The 20,392-nt window shown below is 70.9% G+C and carries 18 protein-coding genes; 5 read left to right on the top strand and 13 right to left on the bottom strand.

The window, feature by feature from the left end; genetic code table 11:
• Positions 1-945, bottom strand: coding sequence for an ATP-binding cassette domain-containing protein (locus tag Afe05nite_RS02285; RefSeq protein WP_203815206.1), 945 nt, complete (start codon positions 943-945; stop codon positions 1-3).
• A gap of 84 nt (positions 946-1,029) precedes the next feature.
• Between Afe05nite_RS02285 and Afe05nite_RS02280 the strand changes: the two genes are divergently transcribed.
• On the top strand, positions 1,030-2,781 hold the full coding sequence (locus Afe05nite_RS02280) for an acetyl/propionyl/methylcrotonyl-CoA carboxylase subunit alpha (RefSeq protein WP_203815205.1): 1,752 nt from the start codon (positions 1,030-1,032) through the stop codon (positions 2,779-2,781).
• Positions 2,782-2,873: 92 nt separating this feature from the next.
• On the opposite strand, the gene Afe05nite_RS02275 is transcribed toward Afe05nite_RS02280, so the two are convergent.
• From Afe05nite_RS02275 to Afe05nite_RS02255, 5 genes are all read right to left on the bottom strand, one after another.
• The gene (locus tag Afe05nite_RS02275) at positions 2,874-3,500 is read right to left on the bottom strand and encodes a TetR/AcrR family transcriptional regulator (RefSeq protein WP_203815204.1); all 627 of its coding nucleotides are present in this window, start codon (positions 3,498-3,500) and stop codon (positions 2,874-2,876) included.
• Between the two features lie 9 nt (positions 3,501-3,509).
• Positions 3,510-4,058 (bottom strand): GNAT family N-acetyltransferase, encoded by a 549-nt coding sequence (locus Afe05nite_RS02270; protein WP_203815203.1) that lies wholly within the window; start codon positions 4,056-4,058, stop codon positions 3,510-3,512.
• Between the two features lie 5 nt (positions 4,059-4,063).
• A complete protein-coding gene (locus Afe05nite_RS02265; RefSeq protein WP_203815202.1) occupies positions 4,064-4,915 on the bottom strand; it encodes a transglutaminase family protein in 852 nt (283 codons plus the stop codon).
• 85 nt (positions 4,916-5,000) lie between these two features.
• Positions 5,001-5,939 carry an alpha-E domain-containing protein gene (locus tag Afe05nite_RS02260; protein ID WP_203815201.1) on the bottom strand — a complete coding sequence of 313 codons (939 nt, stop codon included), beginning with the start codon at positions 5,937-5,939 and terminating at the stop codon, positions 5,001-5,003.
• Positions 5,933-7,507: a circularly permuted type 2 ATP-grasp protein gene (locus Afe05nite_RS02255; protein WP_203815200.1), complete on the bottom strand. Its 1,575-nt coding sequence runs from the start codon at positions 7,505-7,507 to the stop codon at positions 5,933-5,935. Before Afe05nite_RS02255 ends, Afe05nite_RS02260 begins: the two co-directional genes overlap by 7 nt.
• Positions 7,508-7,873: 366 nt before the next feature.
• Here Afe05nite_RS02255 and Afe05nite_RS02250 point away from each other — a divergent pair, with 366 nt between their 5' ends.
• On the top strand, positions 7,874-8,620 hold the full coding sequence (locus Afe05nite_RS02250; protein WP_203815199.1) for a DedA family protein: 747 nt from the start codon (positions 7,874-7,876) through the stop codon (positions 8,618-8,620).
• Here Afe05nite_RS02250 and Afe05nite_RS02245 read toward each other — a convergent pair.
• A complete protein-coding gene (locus Afe05nite_RS02245) occupies positions 8,550-9,950 on the bottom strand; it encodes an NAD(P)H-quinone dehydrogenase (protein WP_203815198.1) in 1,401 nt (466 codons plus the stop codon). The genes Afe05nite_RS02250 and Afe05nite_RS02245 overlap by 71 nt on opposite strands.
• A gap of 89 nt (positions 9,951-10,039) precedes the next feature.
• On the opposite strand from Afe05nite_RS02245, the gene Afe05nite_RS02240 reads away from it, so the two are divergent.
• The gene (locus Afe05nite_RS02240) at positions 10,040-10,501 is read left to right on the top strand and encodes a gamma-glutamylcyclotransferase (RefSeq protein WP_203815197.1); all 462 of its coding nucleotides are present in this window, start codon (positions 10,040-10,042) and stop codon (positions 10,499-10,501) included.
• A gap of 1 nt (position 10,502) precedes the next feature.
• On the opposite strand, the gene Afe05nite_RS02235 is transcribed toward Afe05nite_RS02240, so the two are convergent.
• The 4 genes from Afe05nite_RS02235 to Afe05nite_RS02220 form a co-directional block, all read right to left on the bottom strand.
• Positions 10,503-11,486, bottom strand: a complete 984-nt coding sequence (locus Afe05nite_RS02235) for a GNAT family N-acetyltransferase (RefSeq protein WP_203815196.1) — start codon at positions 11,484-11,486, stop codon at positions 10,503-10,505.
• Between the two features lie 81 nt (positions 11,487-11,567).
• On the bottom strand, positions 11,568-12,305 hold the full coding sequence (locus tag Afe05nite_RS02230) for an SCO6745 family protein (RefSeq protein ID WP_203815195.1): 738 nt from the start codon (positions 12,303-12,305) through the stop codon (positions 11,568-11,570).
• Between the two features lie 102 nt (positions 12,306-12,407).
• The gene (locus Afe05nite_RS02225) at positions 12,408-13,337 is read right to left on the bottom strand and encodes a hypothetical protein (protein WP_203815194.1); all 930 of its coding nucleotides are present in this window, start codon (positions 13,335-13,337) and stop codon (positions 12,408-12,410) included.
• A gap of 1 nt (position 13,338) precedes the next feature.
• Entirely contained in the window at positions 13,339-13,971 is a 633-nt protein-coding gene (locus tag Afe05nite_RS02220; RefSeq protein WP_203815193.1) for an MBL fold metallo-hydrolase, read from the bottom strand.
• A gap of 108 nt (positions 13,972-14,079) precedes the next feature.
• Here Afe05nite_RS02220 and Afe05nite_RS02215 point away from each other — a divergent pair, with 108 nt between their 5' ends.
• A complete protein-coding gene (locus Afe05nite_RS02215) occupies positions 14,080-15,192 on the top strand; it encodes a DUF4349 domain-containing protein (RefSeq protein ID WP_203815192.1) in 1,113 nt (370 codons plus the stop codon).
• A 55-nt stretch (positions 15,193-15,247) separates the two neighbouring features.
• Here the strand turns inward: Afe05nite_RS02215 and Afe05nite_RS02210 are convergent, their stop codons facing one another.
• Both Afe05nite_RS02210 and Afe05nite_RS02205 read right to left on the bottom strand, forming a co-directional pair.
• Entirely contained in the window at positions 15,248-16,507 is a 1,260-nt protein-coding gene (locus Afe05nite_RS02210) for an amidohydrolase (protein ID WP_203815191.1), read from the bottom strand.
• 192 nt (positions 16,508-16,699) lie between these two features.
• Positions 16,700-18,265 (bottom strand): acyl-CoA mutase large subunit family protein, encoded by a 1,566-nt coding sequence (locus Afe05nite_RS02205; RefSeq protein ID WP_203815190.1) that lies wholly within the window; start codon positions 18,263-18,265, stop codon positions 16,700-16,702.
• A 206-nt stretch (positions 18,266-18,471) separates the two neighbouring features.
• Between Afe05nite_RS02205 and Afe05nite_RS02200 the strand changes: the two genes are divergently transcribed.
• Entirely contained in the window at positions 18,472-20,379 is a 1,908-nt protein-coding gene (locus tag Afe05nite_RS02200; RefSeq protein ID WP_203815189.1) for a serine/threonine-protein kinase, read from the top strand.
• Positions 20,380-20,392: the final 13 nt, after the last annotated feature.

Genomic DNA, 20,392 nt, shown 5'->3' with positions numbered 1-20,392 from the left:
TCAGCTCTCCCGCAGGGATCGGCCGGTCTTGGTGAGGAAGACGTCGTCGAGGCTGGGCCGGTGCAGTTGGATCCCGGCCAGTGGCACCTCGGCGGCGTCGAGGGCGCGCAGGATCTGCGGGATCGCCACCCCGCCGTCCTCCACGTAGAGCCGCACGTTGTCCTCGTACGTCTCGAGCTTGTAGGCGCTGAGGGCCTGGGCCGCGGCCGCGACCGAGGCGACCGGCAGGTCCACCCGGACCACGTCGCCGGAGATCTCGCGTTTGAGCGCTGCCGGCGTGCCGGAGGCGACGATCTCGCCGTTGTCCATGATGGAGATGCGGTCGCAGAGCGCGTCCGCTTCGTCGAGGTAGTGGGTGGTGATGAAGACCGTCATGCCCTCGGCCCGCAGCCGGCGCACCTCGTCCCACATGTGGGCCCGGCTCTGCGGGTCGAGCCCGGTGGTCGGCTCGTCGAGGAACACCACCCTGGGCGCGTGGATGATGCCGAGCGCGATGTCGACGCGGCGCCGCTGGCCGCCGGAGTAGGTGCTGCACTTGCGATCGGCATAGTCGGCCAGTTGGAAGGCCTCCAGCACCTCGGCGGTGCGGGCCTGGGCGGCGGACTTGGCCGCGCCGTAGAGGCGGGCCTGGAGCACCAGTTCCTCGCGTGCGGTCGAGCCGTCCCACGTGCTGCCGCCCTGCGCGACATATCCGATCCGGCGGCGCACCTCGCCCGGGTCCGTCCGCAGGTCGGCGCCCGCGATGGTGGCCGTGCCGCCGTCCGGCTCGATCAGGGTCGCGAGCATCCGCAGCGTGGTGGTCTTGCCGGCTCCGTTCGGACCGAGGAACCCGAAGATCTCTCCGTCGGAGACGTCGAGGTCCACCCCTCGGACGGCCTCGATGGTCTTTTTCGCGCGCCCCTGGCGCGACTTGAACGACTTGCGTAGCCCGCGAGTCTCTATCATCCGGGCAGCCTAGGCGGCGGGTATGACAAAGGCCGGATCATTTTGCGGGGCGGCCCAGACCCTACTTGGCGGTAGGGTCAGGCAGTGCGCAAGGTATTGATCGCCAACCGTGGCGAAATCGCCGTCCGGGTGATCCGGGCCTGCAAGGACGCCGGTTTGGCCAGCGTCGCGGTCTACGCCGACAGTGATCGCGACGGCCTGCCCGCCCGGCTGGCCGACGAGGCTCATGCGTTGGGCGGCGAGACGGCCGCCGACACCTATCTCCGCATCGACAAGCTCCTCGACGTGGCGGCCCGCAGCGGCGCCGACGCGGTGCATCCGGGCTACGGCTTCCTGTCGGAGAACGCCGAGTTCGCCCAGGCGGTGCTGGATGCCGGGCTGACCTGGATCGGTCCGACCCCGCAGGCGATCCGCGACCTCGGCGACAAGGTCACCGCCCGGCACATCGCGCAGCGGGCCGGCGCGCCGCTGGTGGCCGGCACGGCCGAGCCGGTGGCGGATGCCGGCGAGATCATCGCGTTCGCCACCGAGCACGGCCTGCCGGTGGCGATCAAGGCGGCGTTCGGCGGTGGCGGGCGCGGGCTCAAGGTCGCGCGCACGATCGAGGAGATCCCGGCGCTGTTCGAGAGCGCCACCCGCGAGGCGGTCGCGGCGTTCGGCCGGGGCGAGTGCTTCGTGGAGCGCTACCTCGATCGGCCCCGCCACGTCGAGGCGCAGGTGTTGGCGGACACGCACGGCAACGTGATCGTGGTCGGCACCCGCGACTGCTCGCTGCAGCGCCGCCACCAGAAGCTGGTCGAGGAGGCGCCGGCGCCGTTCCTGAGCGAGGCCCAGCGCGCGCAGATCCATGCAAGCGCCAAGGCGATCTGCCGGGAAGCCGGTTATCACGGGGCCGGCACGGTCGAATACCTCGTCGGGCCGGACGGCACCATCTCGTTCCTGGAGGTCAACACCCGGCTTCAGGTGGAGCACCCGGTGAGCGAGGAGACCGCGGGCCTCGACCTGGTGCGCGAGCAGTTCCGCATCGCCGACGGCGCACCGCTGCCGGTCACCGACGATCCGGTGCCGCGCGGTCACGCCATCGAGTTCCGGATCAACGGCGAGGACGCGGGCCGCAACTTCCTGCCGGCGCCGGGCCCGGTCACGGCGCTGAGCTGGCCGCTGGGGCCGGGCGTGCGGGTCGACTCAGGGGTCGAGGCGGGCAGCGTGATCGGCGGCAACTTCGACTCGATGCTCGCGAAGATCATCGTGGTCGGCGCGACCCGGGCCGAGGCGCTCGAACGCGCCCGCCGGGTGCTCGACGAGACCGTGGTCGAGGGCATCGCGACCGTCCTGCCGTTCCATCGGGCCGTGGTGCGCGATCCGGCCTTCACGTCCGAGCCGTTCACCGTGCACACCCGCTGGATCGAGACGGAATGGGCGGGCGGCGTCGAGCCGTTCACCGCGCCCGCGGCGGCCGGCACGCCGGCCGAGCGGGAGACCGTCGTGGTCGAGGTCGGCGGCAAGCGCCTGGAGGTGAGCCTGCCGAAAACCCTGCTGACCGGTACGGGCGGAGCCGCCCCCGCCCAGCAGCGCCCGGCCGGCCGGCGCGCCTCCGGTGCCGCCGCGACCGCGACCGCCGGTGGTGCCGCCCTGACCGCCCCGATGCAGGGCACGATCGTGAAGGTGGCGGTCTCCGACGGCGACGAGGTGCAGGAGGGCGACACGATAGTCGTGGTCGAGGCCATGAAGATGGAGCAGCCGCTGTCGGCGCACCGCTCCGGCACGGTCTCCGGCCTGTCGGTGGCGGTGGGCGGCACGGTCACCGCCGGCGCGGTGATCTGCTCGATCGACTGACCCGGGGCGTCGACTGCCTCTGGGCGTCGATCGGGCCGCTGTCCGGGGCCGGTGTCCGGGGCCGCTGTCCGAGGGCGAAGTCAGCGGCGGTGTCAGGGGGCGAAGTCGCGGGACAGCTCGGCGAACAGCATCCGGGCCGCCTCGGCGGGGTCGACGTCGCGGTCGGGGAAGGCACCGGTCAACCACAGCGTGGCGAAGCCGTGCGCCATCGACCAGGCGGCCAGGCCGGCCCGGCGCACCTCGGGTGACGCGGCCGCGGCGGTGCCGGGACGCGCCGGCCGGGCCGGGCCGTCGGCCCCGTCCTGGGCGAGCAGGCCGCCGGGCAGGTCGGAGACGGCGGCGTAGAGCGCGTCGGCCGCCTGGGCCCGCGCGGCAAGCAGCGCGGGGTCGTCGGCGTGGTAGAGGTCGGTCCGGAACATGACCTCGAACAGCGCCCGCTCGGTGGTGGCGAACCGGATGTAGGTCACGCCCAGCTCGATGAAGCTGTTGCTGGCCAGCCGCGACGTGGCGAGGGCCTTGGCCAGTTGCTCGAACCCGGCGGTGGCGAACGCGGTGAGCAGCCCCGCCTTGTCTCCGAAGTGGTGGGTCGGAGCCGCGTGCGAGACGCCGGCGCGGCGGGCCAGGTCACGCATGCTCAGGGCGGCCACCCCCTGCTCGGTGATCGCCTCGCCGGCCGCCTGCAGCAGGGTCCGGCGCAGGTCACCGTGGTGATAAGCCATTGCCGAAGCTTAACTTGGCGACGTCAAGATCCAATATCGGAGCTTCTCGTCCATCCGGTCGTGCCGCACGCCCCCGTTGCGCTCGATGGTCCGGCGCGAGGCCTCGTTCGTGTCGTCGCAAGTGAGCAGGACCTTCGGCAACCCGAGAGCGGCCGCGATCGGCAGTGACGCGGCGAGCATGGCGGTCGCGTGGCCCTTACGGCGGGCCGACGGGCGTACGTCATAACCGATGTGACCGTTGCGCTCCCCCATCCGGCCCGGCGCCAGCCGGTGCCGGATGCCCAGCCGGCCGAGGTATTCGTCGCCGTCGACCCACCACAGCGTCGTGGTCGGCACGTAGGTCGCCGGGCGAACCGTGTCCGCCGCCGCCTGCGCGAGCAGGCCGTCGACGAACCGCCGGAACTCGGCCGGCTCCGCCCACACCCGGCCGAACTGGCGGATGTACTGCCCCACGTTGCTGCCGTCACCCGGCCGCCCCCGACCCTCGGCGACGTGCTCCGCCATGGCGCGCAGATAGGAGGCGTGCACGTCGACGGTGGGCGAAATCAGTGCGGGCACGACGCTCAGCGTAGGCGAGTGATGGTCACCTCAACGCCCTGTCCGGTGCTCTTCGGTCCGGCGTAGACACCCTTGAGGGGGGACACGTCGCCGTATTCGCGACCCCGGCCGACCACGACGTGCCGCTCCCCCACCGGTACGCCGTTCGTCGGGTCGAACGCGGTCCACCGGCCCACCCACCACTCGACCCAGGCGTGGCTCTGACCGACTATCGAGTCACCGATCCCGGCCGACGGGGACGGGTGCAGATAGCCCGAGACGTAGCGGGCCGGCATGCCCATCTCGCGCAGTATGGCCACGGTGAGATGGCTGATGTCCTGGCAGACACCTTTGCGCTGGGCCCAGGCGTGCAACGCGTCGCTCTGCACGCCGGTCGCCCCGGGCTGATAGGTGACCTCGCCCCGCACGAACTCGCAGACCGCCAGGGCCGCGGCGTGCGGGGTGGCGTGCGCGGCCTTGATGTCGGCGGAGACGCTCCGCAGCTCGTCGTCGAGGCCGGTGCGCTTGGTCGGCAGGAGCAGTTCGTACCAGCGGTCGACGTGCGGGCTGAGGCCGTCCCACGCGAAGCCGGTCTCGAGCAGGTCGCCGGGCGGCAGCGTCTCCACCGTCGAGGTGGCGGTCACGGTGAGCGCCTCGTGCGGCGCGTGCACGTCGAACGCCGTGACGACGGTGCCCCAGTAATCCTCGTAGCGGTAGGTGCGGGCCGGTGGCCACACCTCCACCCGGGCGTCGAGCACCGCCTGCCGGGCCTCGTTGCGCGGCCACATGCGGGCCTCGTTGTAGGACGACGAGGCCAGCCCGGCGTAGTTGTAGCCGGTCTTGTGCTGAATCCGCAGCCGCCACGAGTCGACGGTCATGCCGTGCCCTCCTCAAGCATGCCCTTCTGGCCCTCGCCCGCGGCCGGGCAGGGCAACTCCCGGCAGTGCCGCTCGGTGCAGGCGGTCATGCCACAGCTCCTCGCACCCAGTTGACCGCGGTCGTCTGCCGGAAATAGCGCCTGGAGACCGCGGCGTTGACCTGGGAACACGTCTTCTCCAGGCTGGCCAGCACCGGTGACAGGTCGCCGATCAGTTCGTCGGCACCACGGAACTCGAGGTTGGTGCGGGCCCGGCCGACGATCCGTTGCGCGTCGGTGGCCACGCCGGCCCGGCCCGGGTCGGGCTCCAGATCGGACAGGCAGCTCTCGGCGGTGGACAGGGCCGCGAACACCGACCGCGGGAAAAGGCGGTCGAGCAGCAGGAACTCCGCCGCGTGCCGGTCGTCGAGCGCGCCCCGGTACGTCCGCAAGAAGGTCTCCCACGCCCCGCTCGACCGCAACAGCGTCATCCAGGAGGGAATGCTGCCACCGGCCCGCTCGTGGGTGCGCAGCAGCCGCGCGGTCATGTCGACCCGCTCCACGCTGCGGCCCAGCACCAGGAACAGCCAGCCCTCGTCGCGACTCATGGTCGCGTCGGTGAGCCCGGCCATCACCGCGCAGCGTTCCCGCACCCACCGGAAGAACGCGTGCACCCCCTGCTGCTCGACCCGGCGGCGGGCGTTGGGCAGGCCGTGCCAGGTCGAGTTGAGGCATTCCCACATCTCCGAGGAGACGGTCTCGCGGGAGCCGCGGGCGTTCTCCCGGGCGGCGGCGAGCGCACCCACCACCGAGGAGGGATTGCGGTCGTCCAGGCCGAGCAGACCGACCACCCGGGCCGAGGTGAACGGGCCGTCGGTGGTCGGCATGCCCATCACCGCCAGCAACGACCGGCAGGCCGCGTCCTCCCTGGTCCACGGGTCGGCGAGCATCCGCTGCAGGTGCACGTCGAGGATGCGGGCGGTGTCCTCGGCCCGTTCGACGTAGCGCCCGATCCAGTAGAGCGACTCGGCTATCCGGCTCAGCACGACAGCCTCCCCTGTTGCTGTTGTTGCTCCTGTTCCTCGCCACCGGACGCGCCCGGGCCCAGATCCGGCGAGGCGGCCGCCGGCAGTGGCTCCGGCGCGGCCGGCAGGTGCGGCACCTCGAACGGGGTCAGGTCGTCGGGCGAGGCCAGCACCCAGGTGTCCTTGGAGCCACCGCCCTGGCTGGAGTTGACCACGAGCGCGCCCTCGGGCAGCGCCACCCGGGTCAGGCCACCGGGCAGCACCCAGATCTTCTCGCCGTCGTTCACCGCGAACGGCCGCAGGTCGACGTGCCGTCCCCGCAACCGGTTCCCGATGAGCGTCGGCACCATCGACAGCTTCACCTCGCGCTGGGCGACCCAGCCGCGCGGATTGGCCAGGATCTTCTCGCGTACGTCGTGCAACTCCACCGACGACGCCTGCGAGCCGATCACGATGCCCGCCCCGCCGGCCCCGTCGACCGGCTTCAGCACCAGCTGGTCGAGCCGGGGCAGCACGTCGTCGAGAACTCCTGGATCGTCGAGGCGGTAGGTGTCGACGTTCGGCAGGAGCGGCTCCTCGTTGAGGTAGTAACGGATCAGATCCGGAACGTACGTGTAGAGCAGCTTGTCGTCGGCGACGCCGTTGCCGACCGCGTTGGCGATCGTGACCCGCCCCGCCCGAGCCGCGTTGATCAGGCCCGCCACCCCGATCACCGAGTCGGCCCGGAAGTGCACCGGATCGAGGAAGTCGTCGTCGATCCGGCGGTAGATCACGTCGACCCGCTGCTCGCCGGCCGTGGTGCGCATGGCCACGTCGTTGCCGACGCAGACCAGGTCACGCCCCTCGACCAGCTCGACCCCCATCTCCCGGGCGATCAGCGCGTGCTCGAAGTAGGCCGAGTTGTAGACGCCGGGGCTGAGCACCACCACGGTCGGATCGTTGACCCCGACCGGCGCGGCCGCCCGCAACGCCCGCAGCAGCATCGCCGGATAGCTCTCGACCGGCAGGATGCGGCTGGCCGCGAACACCTCGGGCAGCACCTGGGCCATCGCCCGGCGGTTCTCCATCACGTAACTCACCCCGGACGGGATGCGCACGTTGTCTTCCAGCACCCGGAACATGCCCTGCTCGTCGCGGATCAGGTCGACCCCGGCGACGTGGATGCGGACCCCGTTGGGCGGGTTGATGCCGGCAGCCGCGCGCAGGAAGTGCGCGCTGGTGGCGATGATCCGCCGGGGCACCACGCCGTCGGCGAGCACCTGACCGGCGCCGTAGACGTCGGCCAGGAACGCCTCGAGCGCCCGGATGCGCTGGGCCACGCCGCGTTCGACCTGCCGCCACTCGGCGGCCGCGATGATGCGCGGCACGATGTCGAGCGGGAACGGCCGTTCCACCCCCTTGAGGGCGAACGTGATGCCCTGGTCGAGGAATGCCCGGGCCAGCACCTCGGCGCGAATGCCCAGCTCGGCGCTGGACAGGGGCTGGAGTGTCGCGTGCAGGGCCTCGTAGGTCTCGCGGGGCATGCCTGGCTCGCTGAACATCTCGTCCCAGCCGGGGCCGAGGCGGTACTCCTCGAAAAGATCCGCCATGCGAGGAATCTACGGTCGGCTCATTGCGCGCGCGTAACGAAGGAAACGAACCAGGGTCGGGCCGTCGGTACGGGACCTACCGACGGCCCGGGGCCGATCACACCGAGAACGGGGGACCCGGTGTATCCGGCAATCTCACCGTACGCCGGTGGGGCTCGTGCGAAAAACCTCCTGGACGAGCTGGCATGAAATAAAGAGAAATAACCGGCGCGGACCGCTCTCGGATCGCGCCGGCGGCGGCGACAATACCGTGTCAGGTATCACCCTTACGGGGCCCTGATCAGGGCGCATGCTGGAGCACAGCACATTCTCAGGTACGCCCACTGACAATGTCGTGAGCCCTGAAGCTGTGAGGTGGCCGGAGCGATGACCGAACTGTTGACCGTGATGGCCACCCCGGTATGGGCCTACCTGGCGCTGTTCGGCTTCCTGACCGTCGACGCGCTGGTCCCGGTCGTCCCGGTCCAGGCGATCATGATCACATCCGGCGCGCTCACTGTCTACGGCAACCTCAACCTGACCCTGGTGGTCGCGATCGGCGCGCTCGGCATGTTCACCGGCGACACCATCGCCTTCATGCTCGGCCGCACCACCGGCCACGTGGGCCGCGGCTGGCTCGCCGCCCTCCGCGCCCGGTGCGCCCCGCGGCACGACGACACCCCGCGTGAGCAGTCCCGGACCCGCAAGGCGGCCGCCCGCTTCACCCGCGGCCTGCGCCGGCCCGGCCCGCTCGTGCTGCTGCTGTGCCGGTTCGTGCCGGGCGGGCGGATGGCGGCCGGCTTCCACGCCGGCCGCACCGGTTACCCGATCAAACTCTTCGTGCTCTGGGACGGGATCGCCGCGCTCAGCTGGGCGAGTTACGGCGGTCTGGTCGGCCACCTCGGCGGCACCGCGATCACCCAGTCGGCGTGGCGGCTGTTCGCGATCGCCGCCACCGCCGCTGTCGTCTTCGGCACGGCGGGCTGGATCCTCGCCCTCTTCGGTGGCAAGAAGGAGATCGAGACCGACATCGCCGAGGCTCAGGAGGTGGGCGTCGCCGACCTCACTGAAGCTCGTGCTGCATCAACTGCCGTGCCGCCTCGGCGATCGACCCCGACAACGACGGGTAGATAGTGATCGTGTGGGCCAGCTGGTCCACTGTCAGGTTGTTCTCGATCGCCATCGTGATCGGCAGGATCAGCTCGCTCGCCTTGGGCGCCACCACCACACCACCGATGATCTGACCGGTCGCCGGCCGGCAGAACAGCTTGACGAAACCGTCCCGCAGGTCGGACATCTTGGCCCGGGCGTTGCCGGTCAGCGGCAGCATCACCTGGCGGGCCGGGGTGCGGCCGGAATCGACCTCGTTCTGCGAGACGCCGACAGTGGCCAGCTCGGGGTCGGTGAAGACGTTCGCCGAGACGGTGCGCAGCCGCAGCGGCGCCACCGCCTCGCCCATCGCGTGCCAGATCGCGATCCGGCCCTGCATGGCGGCCACACTGGCCAGCGGCAGCACACCGGTGCAGTCACCGGCCCCGTAGATGCCGGGCACGTTGGTGCGCGAGACCCGGTCGACCGTGAGGTAGCCACCGTCGCCGACGTCCACGCCGTACTCCCGCAGCCCCAGCTGGGCCGTGTTGGGGATGGCGCCGACCGCCATGAGGGCGTGCGAGCCCTCGACCGTACGTCCGTCGGAGAGGGTGACCAGCACGCCGTTGCCGGTGTTGACCACCGAGTCGGCCCGGGACTGGTTGAGGATCGTCATGCCGCGGTCGCGGAACACCCGCTCGATCGCCATCGCCGCGTCGGCGTCCTCGTGCGGCATGACCCGTTCCCGGCTGGAGACGAGTGTCACCTTGGTGCCCATCGCGAGATAGGCGCTCGCGAACTCGGCGCCGGTCACGCCGGAACCGACGACGATCAGGTGCTCGGGCAGCTCGGTGAGGTCGTAGACCTGACGCCAGTCGAGGATGCGCTCACCGTCCGGCTTGGCGGTGGCCAGCACGCGCGGGGTCGCCCCGGTGGCCAGCAGCACGGTCGACGCCTCGATCGAGTACATCTCGCCGCCCTCGGGCAGCACCAGCACCTGGTGGGTGTGGCCGAGGGTGTCCTCGCCCAGCAGCGCCCGGCCGTGGATCACATCGACCCCGGCCTTGATCAGCTTGGCCTGGATGTCGCCGGACTGGGCGAGCGCCAGCTTCTTGACCCGCTCGTTGACCGCCACCGCGTCGACCTCGACGCCGTCCAGCCCGGCCGACCGGATGCCGAACCGCTCGTTGTGCCGATAGCCGGTCATCACCTCGGAACTGGCGATGAAGGTCTTGGACGGCACGCAGTCGGTGAGCACGCAGGCGCCGCCCGGCCCGTCCGCCTCGACGAGGGTGACCTCCGCGCCGAGCTGCGCGGCGACCAAGGCAGCCTCATAACCGCCAGGTCCACCACCGATGATCACGATCCGGCTCACGACTGTTTGCCTCCAGGCTCTTCGCTTCTTGTGCCGACACGCACTCCCTGTATTCTCCCTCACCGCCCAGTCCGGCTATCGTCGTCGCCGTGCGTCACTACGCCGCGTATGGCTCAAACCTGGACCCGGCCCGCATGCGGGCCTACTGTCCGCACTCGCCCATGGTGGGCGTGGGGTGGATAGAAGGCTGGCGCCTGACCTTTGCCGGTGAGGGGGAAATGGGCGGGGAGGGCGCGGTCACGACGATTGTCGAATCGCCGGGCGACCGCGTCTTCGTGTCGCTCTACGATGTGCACCCCTGGGACGCGGCGCAACTCGACGAGGTCGAGGGCGTGGCCGCCGGGGCCTATCAGAAGCTGACCGTTCGGGTCTCGACACTCGAGGGCGAGTTCAGCGCCTGGGTGTACGTCTACGACGGTTACGAGGGTGGCCTGCCCACGGCCTGGTATCTCTCCGAGATCGCCAACGCCGCCGAGAAGGCCGGGGCACCCGACGACTACGTGCAGGACCTGCGGAACCGGCCGAGCGCAACCGCGGCGCCCGAGGTGTGAGTCAGGCGGCGCGGGCCGTCACGAAACTCTGATAGACGTTGGCGCGGTATTGCGGGGTCATGCCGACCGCGTAGTAGAGCCGCGCCGCCTGCGTCGGGTTCTCCAGGTCGACCCCGAGACCGGCCCTCGTCCGGCCCTTGCCGGCATAGACCGCGAAAGCCCGGCGCAGCAGCGCCTCACCCACCCCCCGCTTCCGGTACGCCCGGAGCACGCCCAGCCGTTTGACCCAGCCCTCGTTGTCGTCGATGCCGGAGTCGGACGACTGGAGTGCCCCGACGATCTCCCCGTCGGTCTCGGCCACGAACCACTCGTCGAACGAGCGCGACGACTCGTTGGCCACCTGCCTGCGCCATGACTCGTAGTCGCTGCCCCGGTGATCGGTGTCGGCGAACGCCTGGAAGATCACCGAGTGGACGGCCCGCAGATCTTCCTCGTCGTCGCCGCGCACCTCCCGCACCGTCACCCCGGCCGGCGGCTCGGGCGCGGTCGGCGGCACCCCCTCGAGCGACATCTGCATGCGCGCGTGCTGTTTGAGGAAGACGAACCCGGCGTCGGTCAACGCGTCGATGAGGTCCTGCTCGGTCGGGATGGCACCGGCCCGCACCTCGTACCGCTCGTGGCCGAACCGGGCGGCCCGCTCGGCCATCCGGTCCATCAGGAGGGCGAGCAGCGGGCGCAGGGCCGGCTCGCCCCGCTCCGGCCAGGTGTAGACGTCGGCGAAGTCGCGGTCACCGCCGTCGGCGTTGCGCGGGTAGGCCCACCCGACGATCGTGTCCTCGGCGTCGAGCGCGAGCCAGCAGTCGACGGTCATGTCCGTGTTCGGCTCGGTGAGCATCTCGCGCACCTCGTCGAGGGTGAAGTCGGGCTCGCCGATCGACGCCATGTCACACGCGTGCACCAGGGCCAGAATCGCCGTGGCGTCGTCGAGGGTCGGGCGGCGGGTGGTCCAGCCCTCGGGCAGCGCGGTGGTCGCGGCGGCAGTCATGGCCAGCATCCGACCACGCCCGGGCGTCGGCGTCGACCGATTTCCCCGCACCCGACGGGCCGGCGTGGGCCGACCCGACTGTCAGCGGGCCAGTCGCTGGCTCAGGGACTGGAGCAGGCCGACCAGCTCGATCCGCTCGGCCATGTCGAGCGCCACGTAGGCCTGGCCGGCCAGCGCGTCGGCCACCGAGTCGGCCCAGAGCAGTCGGCGCACGATCGGGCCGGCCGGTGGGTACGGCGGTTGCCAGCCGAACGCGACCGCGCCGGTCTCGCCCTCGGGGCCGGCGATGATCGCCTGCAGCGGGGTGAGCCCGCTGGCCCGCACGGCCACCAGGTGCACGCCCAGCCGGTGCTCGTGCAGCAGATGCAGGGTCACCGCCGCGCGGGCACCGGGCGTCTGGTCGGGCACCGGCATGGCCCGCCAGGCGGCGAACAGCGGCAGCCCGGCGTGCTCGACCGCGTCGACGACGCGACCGGTCAGCTCGAGCAGCCGACCCACCCGGGGGAAGCCCCCGATCTGCTCGATTCCCCACTTGCACAGCTCGTGGAGGTGCCAGGTGGCCACCTCCATGGGCGCCGAGGTCTTGGCGGTCGCCTCCCAGCCGTCGGTGACGGCCTCGGGGGCGATGAAGCCGATGGCCGCGGCAACGGTCTCGGGTCGTACGTCGCCGAGCGCTCCGGCCCGCGCCGAGACGTGGTAGGCCCAGCCCGACAACCCCAGCAGACGCGCGCGGCGAAGCGTCTGCGGCGACTCGGCAAAGGCGCCCACGATCGTTGCGAGTCCCGTCTTGGCGTTGGCGGCAGCCTGTTCGGGGGTCACCGGCCGATTGTGCTCTCCTGGTGCCCGATCTGGAAAATATTCTTCCTGTCCGAGGCGGAGAATCCGATCAATCCGATTTGTCAGTTAGCGAGGGGACAGCGGTCAATCCGGCTCGTCTACTTCGAGGTCCTCCAGCGCCGCCTGCACGTCACCGACCCGGCGACGAGCGGCCGCGGTCTCCCGCTCGGCGGTGCGTCTCGCCTGCTTCCGCCGAGCCACGTCGGCCTGTGCCTCGGTGCGCCGGCGCTCCAGCTCGGCGAGCTCGGCGTCGAGGTCCTCGACCAGGTGCTCGGCGTCCCGCTCGGCCGCCTCGGACTTCTCCAGCTGCTCGTCGGCCCGCTTCTCGGCGGCCTGCGCGGCGCTCAACTCGCGGCGAAGCTCCCGCTGCTTCTGCTCGGCCTCGCGACGCCGGCGCTCGGCCGCCGCCTTCTCCTTCGCCGACGGCTGCGGGAACTCGACCACCTCGGCGCCGGCGTCGGCCTCCTCGATCTCCTCGTCCTCGTCGTCCACCTCCGCCGACGAGTCGGTGACCAGCCGCAGCCGGGGCCGCGGCACCTCGCCGAAGCCGGCATAGGAGGCGGCCCGGACCAGCCGGCCGGTGCGCACCTGGGCGGCCACGTCCGGCTCGGCCAGCGCCGCCGTCAGCGTCGCCTCCACCTCGCCCAGCGGCAGCTTCGCCGCCGGCCCGGACGCTTCCAGAGCCAGCCGCCGGGCCGCGTCGACGAGCGCCGACACCACCTGGCGGCGCTGCGCGGTCAGCTCACGCAACTCGTCGCCCTTGAGGCCACGCTGAGCCTCGCGCAGCGCCGCGGAGAGGTCGACCAGGTCGTCGATCAGCTCCGGGCGGCGCAGCGCCAGCAGGTTGACCACCCAGGCGGCCACGGTCGGCTTCTTGAGGGCGGCCAGCCGCTTCGCGGTGTCCCGGTCGCCGGCCTCCTTGGCCTCGTTGATCGCGGCGGTCCGGGCGGCCACGAAGCCGTCCGGCGGCTCCTGGTAGAGCCGTTGGATCAATTCGTCGGTGGCGCTGGGCACGTCAGATCGTGGTCCCGGGCGTCACGTGCGCGTACTTCGTGCCGCCGAGCCGCTCCAGGTGGCCGTCGGAGACCTTGGCGCCGGTCGGGGTCAGCAGCGAGTCGTGCAGGGCGAAGGCGCGGCCGGGCCGGACCGCCCGGACGAAGTCGATCGATTCCAGAAGCTTCATCCACGGAGCATTCAACGGGACGAAGAGGGTGTCCACGGCGGTGTCCTCCGGAACGGTGAACGAGTCACCGGGAGTGAAGACGTTCGTGTCGTCGTCGGCGATCAGATAGCCGAGGTTCGCGATCCGTGGAATGTCGGGATGGATGACCGCGTGCTGACCGCCGTATGCCCGTACCCGATAACCGGCCGCCTCGAAGCTCTCACCGGGACCCACAGCGGTGGCGATGTCGCCGAAGGCGGCGAGTTCGGGGAGCACGTCCGCGTGCGCGAAGACCCGCAGCGCCGGATTGCGCGCCGCCGTGTCGGCCACCGCGGCCAGATCCAGGTGGTCCATGTGCTCGTGGGTGATCAGCACCGCGTCGGCGCCGTCGAGCGCGGACCGCTCGCTGAACTCCCCCGGATCGACCACCAGCACCCCGGCGCCGTCGATCCGCAGGCAGGAATGCGTGAACTTCGTGATGCGCACGGGACTCCTCCGCTGCCAATTCGTAACCGCTGAACACGCAGTCTGCCGGAACCAGGATGTGCATGTCGCACGTCCCAGTCGCACGCTTCCACGGGGATCGGAGAAACTATGCGTGTTCGACCGGCATTGTTAATTACCACCGCGCTCGTCGCGGGAATCATTTTGTCCGGCTGCGGCGCCGACAGTTCCGACAGCTCCGGCAGTTCGGCCGGGATGTCCGGCAGCAAGGCCGACGCCCCGGCCGGAGCCCAGGCCGAACGGGCGCCCGACCAGGCGCAGGGCAAGGACACCGCGGCCCAGGCCCCGGACCTGGGGGTCGACCAGCGGTCGATCATCTACCGCGGCTCACTGTCGGTGCGGGTCAAGGACATCAACGCCGAGGCGGCACGGGCCACCGGCGTCGCACAGACCGCGGGCGGGTTCGTCGGTGGCGACAACCGCAACAGCAGCAGCACCGGTTCCGGCACCGCGACCCTGACCCTGCGGGTGCCGGCCGACAAGTTCGCCACCACCGTCGACTCGCTGTCCAAGCTGGGCGACGAGCAGTCCCGCGAGATCAGCACCGAGGACGTGACGGAACAGACGGTCGACCTCGACGCCCGGATCGCCGTGCAGGAGGCCCGGGTGGCCAGCGGTCGCAAGCTGCTCGGCCAGGCCAAATCGCTCGACGACCTGGTGATGCTGGAGAAAGAGGTGGCCACCCGGGAGTCCGACCTGGCGTCGTTGCAGGCCAAGAAGCGGCGGTTGGCCGACCTCACCGCGCTGTCCACGATCACCGTCACGTTCCTCGGGCCGGAGACCCCGGGACCGAAGAAGGACGACGACCCGGCCGGATTCCTGGGTGGACTGTCCGCCGGGTGGCACGCTCTCTTGGCCTCGCTCGGCGTTCTGCTGACCGTGCTGGGCGCGCTGCTGCCGTGGATCATCGCGATCGGCCTGCCGGTGTGGGCGATCTGGTGGGCACTCAAGCGGTGGCAGCGCAACCGGCCACCGCGACCGGTCCTCGCCGCGACCGGGGCCGGCGCCCTGCCCATCCACCCGGCCGCGGGGAATTACGCCGGACGCCCGGCCACCTTCACCCCGCCCTCGGCGCCACCCGCTCCCACTCCCTCAGCGCCGCCGTTCGCGCCCGGTCCGGCGGCGGCGTCCGCCTCCGACTCGGCGGACCGGTCCGCTTCGGCCGCTCCGGAGAAGCCCGCCGCGGAGAAGCCCGAGGACTGAGTGGCGCACGAAATCGCCCCGGTCGCGACAGCGGCCGGGGCGATTCGGAAGTCGGTCAGAAAGCGCCGGTCGACAGGGCCGCCAGCGCGGTGTGCACGAAGACGCGCACGCCGTGGGCGATGCAGCTCTCGTCCACATCGAAGTCACCCTGGTGCAGGTCGTGCCGCTCGGCCGAGCCCGGCACCCCGGTGCCCAGCCGGATCATCGCGCCCGGCACGTGGTCGAGGTAGAACGCGAAATCCTCGCCGCCCATGCTGATCTCGGCCTCGACGACGTGGTCGGCGCCGAGCGCGGCACCGGCCGCCCCCGCGATGACCGCGGCCGCCATCCGGTCGTTGATCACCGGCGGGACGCCACGCTTGTAGGTGACCTCGACCTCGGCGCCGGTCGGCGCGACCACGTCCTTGATCAGCTTGGTGATCAGCTCGGGGGCCTCGCGCCACGCCTCGCGGTTGAGGACGCGGACCGTGCCGGAGACCTCACCGACGCTGGGGATCGCGTTGAACGCCTGGCCGGCGTGCACCGCACCCCACACCATCGAGACCCCGGCGCGCGGGTCGATGCGGCGGTCCAGCAGCGCCGGGACGTCCACGATGACCCGGCCCAGCGCGTGCACCAGGTCGGCGGTCAGATGCGGACGGGCGGTGTGGCCGCCGGGACCGGTCAGCTTCACCGAGACGGTGTCGGCGGCCGCCGTGAACGGCCCCGAGCGCACCCCGACCAGGCCGGCCGGCAGCTGCGGGTAGCAGTGCAGCGCGTAGATGGCGGCCACGTCCTTGAGCGCGTCGGCCGCGATCACCTGGGGCGCGCCGGACGGGATCGCCTCCTCGCCGGGCTGGAAGATCAGCCGCACCCGGCCGGGCAGCTCACCGCGCTCGGCCAGCTTCGCGAGGGCCAGGCCGAGGCCGAGCAGCACAGTGGTGTGCACGTCGTGGCCACAAGCATGGGCCACGCCGTCGACGGTCGACTTGTACGGCACGTCCTTGCGGTCGGCCAGCGGCAGCGCGTCCAGGTCGGCCCGGAACGCGATGACCCGGTCGCCCTCGCCGATGTCGCAGACGACGCCGTTGCCCTTGGGCAGCATGCGCGGCGAAAGACCGGCGACGGCCAGCGCACGGGCGATCATCGCGGCGGTCTCGAACTCGTGGAACGACCGCTCGGGATGTGCGTGGATGGTCCGACGAATGGCTACGAGCTCCGCGCCGTGCGAGGCGAGCCAGCGGTCGAGCTGGCCGGGCAGGGGCTCGGCACCGGGCAACGGCCCGGGCCACTCCGCTGGGACCTCGTCTCGAGGCCGCTCCAGAGCAGTAGTCACGTCGGTTTCCGTATCGCTCTCGAAGGTTTGCCGGGTTTCCGCAATGCGCGACAGCTTAGACCCACTTTGGTGACGCTGTGCAACGTCATTCCCGTGCACACTGTGTCGCGCAGGGTCACGAATGCCCTGATAAGGACGCTCGCCGACGATCCGCACCTCCTCCAACGGGTAACGCTGTGAGAGGTGACGACTTCAGAAACGCTCCACCGGTCGGTAGACGCCCCACACCCCGCGAAGTGTGTGGCAGACCTCGCCAACTGTTGCACGCAGTCGCAAAGCGTCCTTCATCAAAGGTAGAACGTTCTCTGTTCCCTGGGCGGCCTTCGCCAAATCCGCGAGGGCCGCCTCGACCGCCGCCGAATCCCGCTCGGCCCGCAGTTTGCCGAGGCGGGCCACCTGGGCGGCCTCGATCGCCGGGTCGACCCGCAACGATTCGTAGCGTTCCTGGTCGTCGACGGTGAACCGGTTGACGCCGACCACGACCCGGTCGCCGGCGTCGATCTCGTTGGCGATCCGGTAGGCCGAGGTCTCGATCTCCTCTTTCTGGAAGCCCTGCTCGATCGCGTCGACCACCGAGCCGTACGAGAAGACCCGCTCGATCAGGGCGGTCGCCTCGCGTTCGACCTCGTCGGTCATCGCCTCGATCGCGTACGACCCGGCGAACGGGTCGACGGTGCCGGTCAGACCGCTCTCGTAGGCGAGAACCTGCTGGGTACGCAGGGCGAGCCGGGCCGATTTCTCGGTCGGCAACGCGATCGCCTCGTCGTACGCGTTGGTGTGCAGCGACTGGGTGCCACCGGCGATCGCGCCGAGCGCCTGGATCGCCACCCGGACGAGGTTGACCTCGGGCTGCTGGGCGGTCAGCTGCACGCCCGCCGTCTGGGTGTGGAACCGCAGCATGAGTGATTTCGGATCTTTCGCGCCGAACTCCGCGCGCATGATCCGGGCCCACATCCGGCGGGCCGCGCGGAACTTGGCGATCTCCTCCAGCAGCGTGGTTCGGGCGACGAAGAAGAACGACAGCCGGGGTGCGAAATCGTCGACCGCGAGACCGGCGGCGAGCGCGGCCCGGACGTACTCCATGCCGTTGGCCAGGGTGAACGCGATCTCCTGCGCGGGTGAGGCGCCCGCCTCGGCCATGTGGTAGCCGGAGATGGAGATGGTGTTCCACTTCGGGACCTCGGTGCGGCAGTAGGCGAACGTGTCGGCCACCAGTCGCAGCGACGGCTTCGGCGGGAAGATGTACGTCCCCCGGGCGATGTACTCCTTCAGGATGTCGTTCTGGATCGTGCCCTGCAGCGCCCCGCCCGGCACCCCCTGCTCCTCGGCGACCAGCTGGTAGAGCAACAGCAGCACCGAACCGGGCGCGTTGATCGTCATCGAGGTGGAGACCTGGTCGAGCGGGATGCCGGCGAACAGCTGCCGCATGTCGTCGATCGAGTCGATCGCCACCCCGACCTTGCCGACCTCGCCCTGCGCGATCGTCTCGTCGGAGTCGTAACCCATCTGGGTCGGCAGGTCGAACGCCACCGAGAGGCCCATCGTGCCGGCCTCGAGCAGCCGGTGATAGCGCGCGTTGGACTCGGCCGCGGTGCCGAAGCCGGCGTACTGCCGCATCGTCCAGGGCCGCTTCGTGTACATCGTCGGGTAGACGCCCCGGGTGTACGGGAACTCACCGGGCTCACCGAGCGGGACCTCCGCCGGAACGTCCTCCGGCCGGTAGACCGGCTTGATCTCGAAACCAGATTCCGCGTTCACACGCAGATACTAAGGGTCTCGCTCAGTTCGGGAGCGTGAGGCGTTTTGCACACAGAGTCCGGAAAGCAGAACTGAGCGCCATTTCCCGGTCACGGTCGGTCGACTTCCTGGGAACACCGGCGCTGTGACTTTCAAATCGGGGGGTGCTCCGGGCAAGATAGCGGGGTTGGTCGACGGCCCCCTAGACCCCCTCGGTGGCATCCTCAGTGACTCAGATTCCGACGTGGAGTGGCGGCAACACGGCTTCCACCAGCGGACGCGCAGCCTCGGGCACAATCATCGGCGGGCGGTACACACTGCGCGCCGCGGTAGGCCACGGTGGCATGGGCACGGTCTGGCGCGCGGCGGACACGCTGCTGCGCCGGGACGTGGCGATCAAAGAGGTCGTGCTCCCGCCGGGCCTGGCGCCCAGCGACCGCGACTCGATGTACGAACGGACCATGCGCGAGGCCCGAGCGGCCGCCGCGCTCCAGCACCCGGCCGTGGTCCAGGTCTACGACGTCGTGCACGAGAACGGCCGGCCGTGGATCGTGATGGAGCTGCTCGAGGCGCGCAGCCTGGCCGACATGGTGATCGAGGACGGGCCGGTCACGACCCGCGTCGTCGCCAAGATCGGCATCGCGCTCCTCGGCGCGCTCGAGGTCGCCCACGCGCACGGTGTGCTGCACCGTGACGTCAAACCGGCGAACGTGCTGATCTGCTCCGACGGTCGCTGCGTGCTCACCGACTTCGGGGTGGCGCGGATGCCCACCGACATCCAGCTGACCACGCCCGGCATGGTGCTGGGCTCGCCCCACTTCATCTCCCCGGAGCGGGCGATGGGCAGCGACTTCGGTCCGCCGAGCGACCTCTTCTCGCTGGGCGTCACACTGTTCACCGCGGTCGAGGGCCGCCCGCCGTTCGACAAGGGCGACCCGATCGAGACCATGCACGCGGTCGTCGAGGACCCGCCGGCGCCGGCCGTGCGCGCGGGTTCGCTCACGCCCGTACTCATGGGGCTGCTCGAAAAAGACCCGGCCCAGCGGATGGATGTGCAGACCGCCCGCACGATGCTGCGTCAGCAGCTCGCCGGGCCGCTGGCCAGCAAGGCCCCGCCGCACATGACGACCGACCCCTACTCGGTGGTCCCGGCCCAGCGGCCGACGGCCGCGCCGGTCGAGACGCAGCCGATCCCGCCGCCGCAGCCGTCCGGGCAGATCGGCGGGCGGGCCATGCTCGCGGCCGGTCAGTCGCTCACCGACCATCTGGCGAAACTCCAGCAGTCGAACAACTCCGGCGGTGGCCGGCGGCGCGCCCCCGAGCCGGACGCCACGCAGATGGTGGACGGCCCGACCGGCATGATGCCGACCTCCCGGGGAAGCGACCCGACAAGCGTCATCCCGCCGCGGCAGGCGTGGAACGGCGCCCGCGCGGCCCGCGATCCGCTGCCCGGCACCGTGGTGACCAGCCGCAAGGCGAAGATCGACAAGCTGGTCGGCACGGCCAAGGACACCTCGGCCCGCGCGGTCGAGACGTTCAAGGGCTGGCCCCGCAACAAGCAGCTGATCGCGGGCGGTGGCGGTCTGGCCGTCCTGATCCTGCTGATCGTGGTCTTCGCACTGGTCGGTGACGGTGGCGACAAGACCCCGCCGCCGACCGCGCTGGGCCAACCCAGCGAGGCCGCCGGGCCGGCGTTCGAGACCCAGGCCTACAACGACCGGGGCATCTCGGTGCAGGTGCCGAAGGGCTGGAGCCGCAAGGCCGCGGGCAGTTACGTCGACTACTCGGATCCCAAGGACGCCAAGCGCAAGGTGCGCATCCTGGTCGAGAAGTCGACAGCCACCCCGTCGGCGTTCCTGGGCATCGCGGAGAACACGCTCAAGACCAAGTCGGCGAACTGCCCGAAGCCCTATTCCCGGGTCAGCCTGGAGAAGACCACCATCTCGGCGAAGGAGGGCGCGGTGCTGGAATACACGTGCGGCTCCGGCGACGACGGGCGGCACGGCCTCTGGGGTGCGGTGGTGACCAACGGCAAGGCGTTCTCGTTCTTCATGACCTCGACCGAGGCGCAGTTCGCCGAGAGCAAGCCGATCTTCGATGAAATGATCAAGACCTACACCCTCCAGGACGCCTGATCTTGCGCCACGT

This window comes from Paractinoplanes ferrugineus, from assembly GCF_016862195.1.
GTDB classification, from domain to species: domain Bacteria; phylum Actinomycetota; class Actinomycetes; order Mycobacteriales; family Micromonosporaceae; genus Actinoplanes; species Actinoplanes ferrugineus.
The sequence above is the reverse complement of the archived record's forward strand: the minus strand, read 5'-3'. Positions and strand labels throughout refer to the sequence as shown.

Bases quoted from the DNA above. Each gene is read 5' to 3' on its own strand.
- Afe05nite_RS02250 (WP_203815199.1), top strand. From the start codon at position 7,874: ATGACCGAACTGTTGACCGTGATGGCCACCCCGGTATGGGCCTACCTG.
- Afe05nite_RS02265 (WP_203815202.1), bottom strand. From the start codon at position 4,915: ATGACCGTCGACTCGTGGCGGCTGCGGATTCAGCACAAGACCGGCTAC.
- Afe05nite_RS02275 (WP_203815204.1), bottom strand. From the start codon at position 3,500: ATGGCTTATCACCACGGTGACCTGCGCCGGACCCTGCTGCAGGCGGCC.
- Afe05nite_RS02215 (WP_203815192.1), top strand. From the start codon at position 14,080: ATGCGTGTTCGACCGGCATTGTTAATTACCACCGCGCTCGTCGCGGGA.
- Afe05nite_RS02235 (WP_203815196.1), bottom strand. From the start codon at position 11,486: ATGACTGCCGCCGCGACCACCGCGCTGCCCGAGGGCTGGACCACCCGC.
- Afe05nite_RS02285 (WP_203815206.1), bottom strand. From the start codon at position 945: ATGATAGAGACTCGCGGGCTACGCAAGTCGTTCAAGTCGCGCCAGGGG.
- Afe05nite_RS02255 (WP_203815200.1), bottom strand. From the start codon at position 7,507: ATGGCGGATCTTTTCGAGGAGTACCGCCTCGGCCCCGGCTGGGACGAG.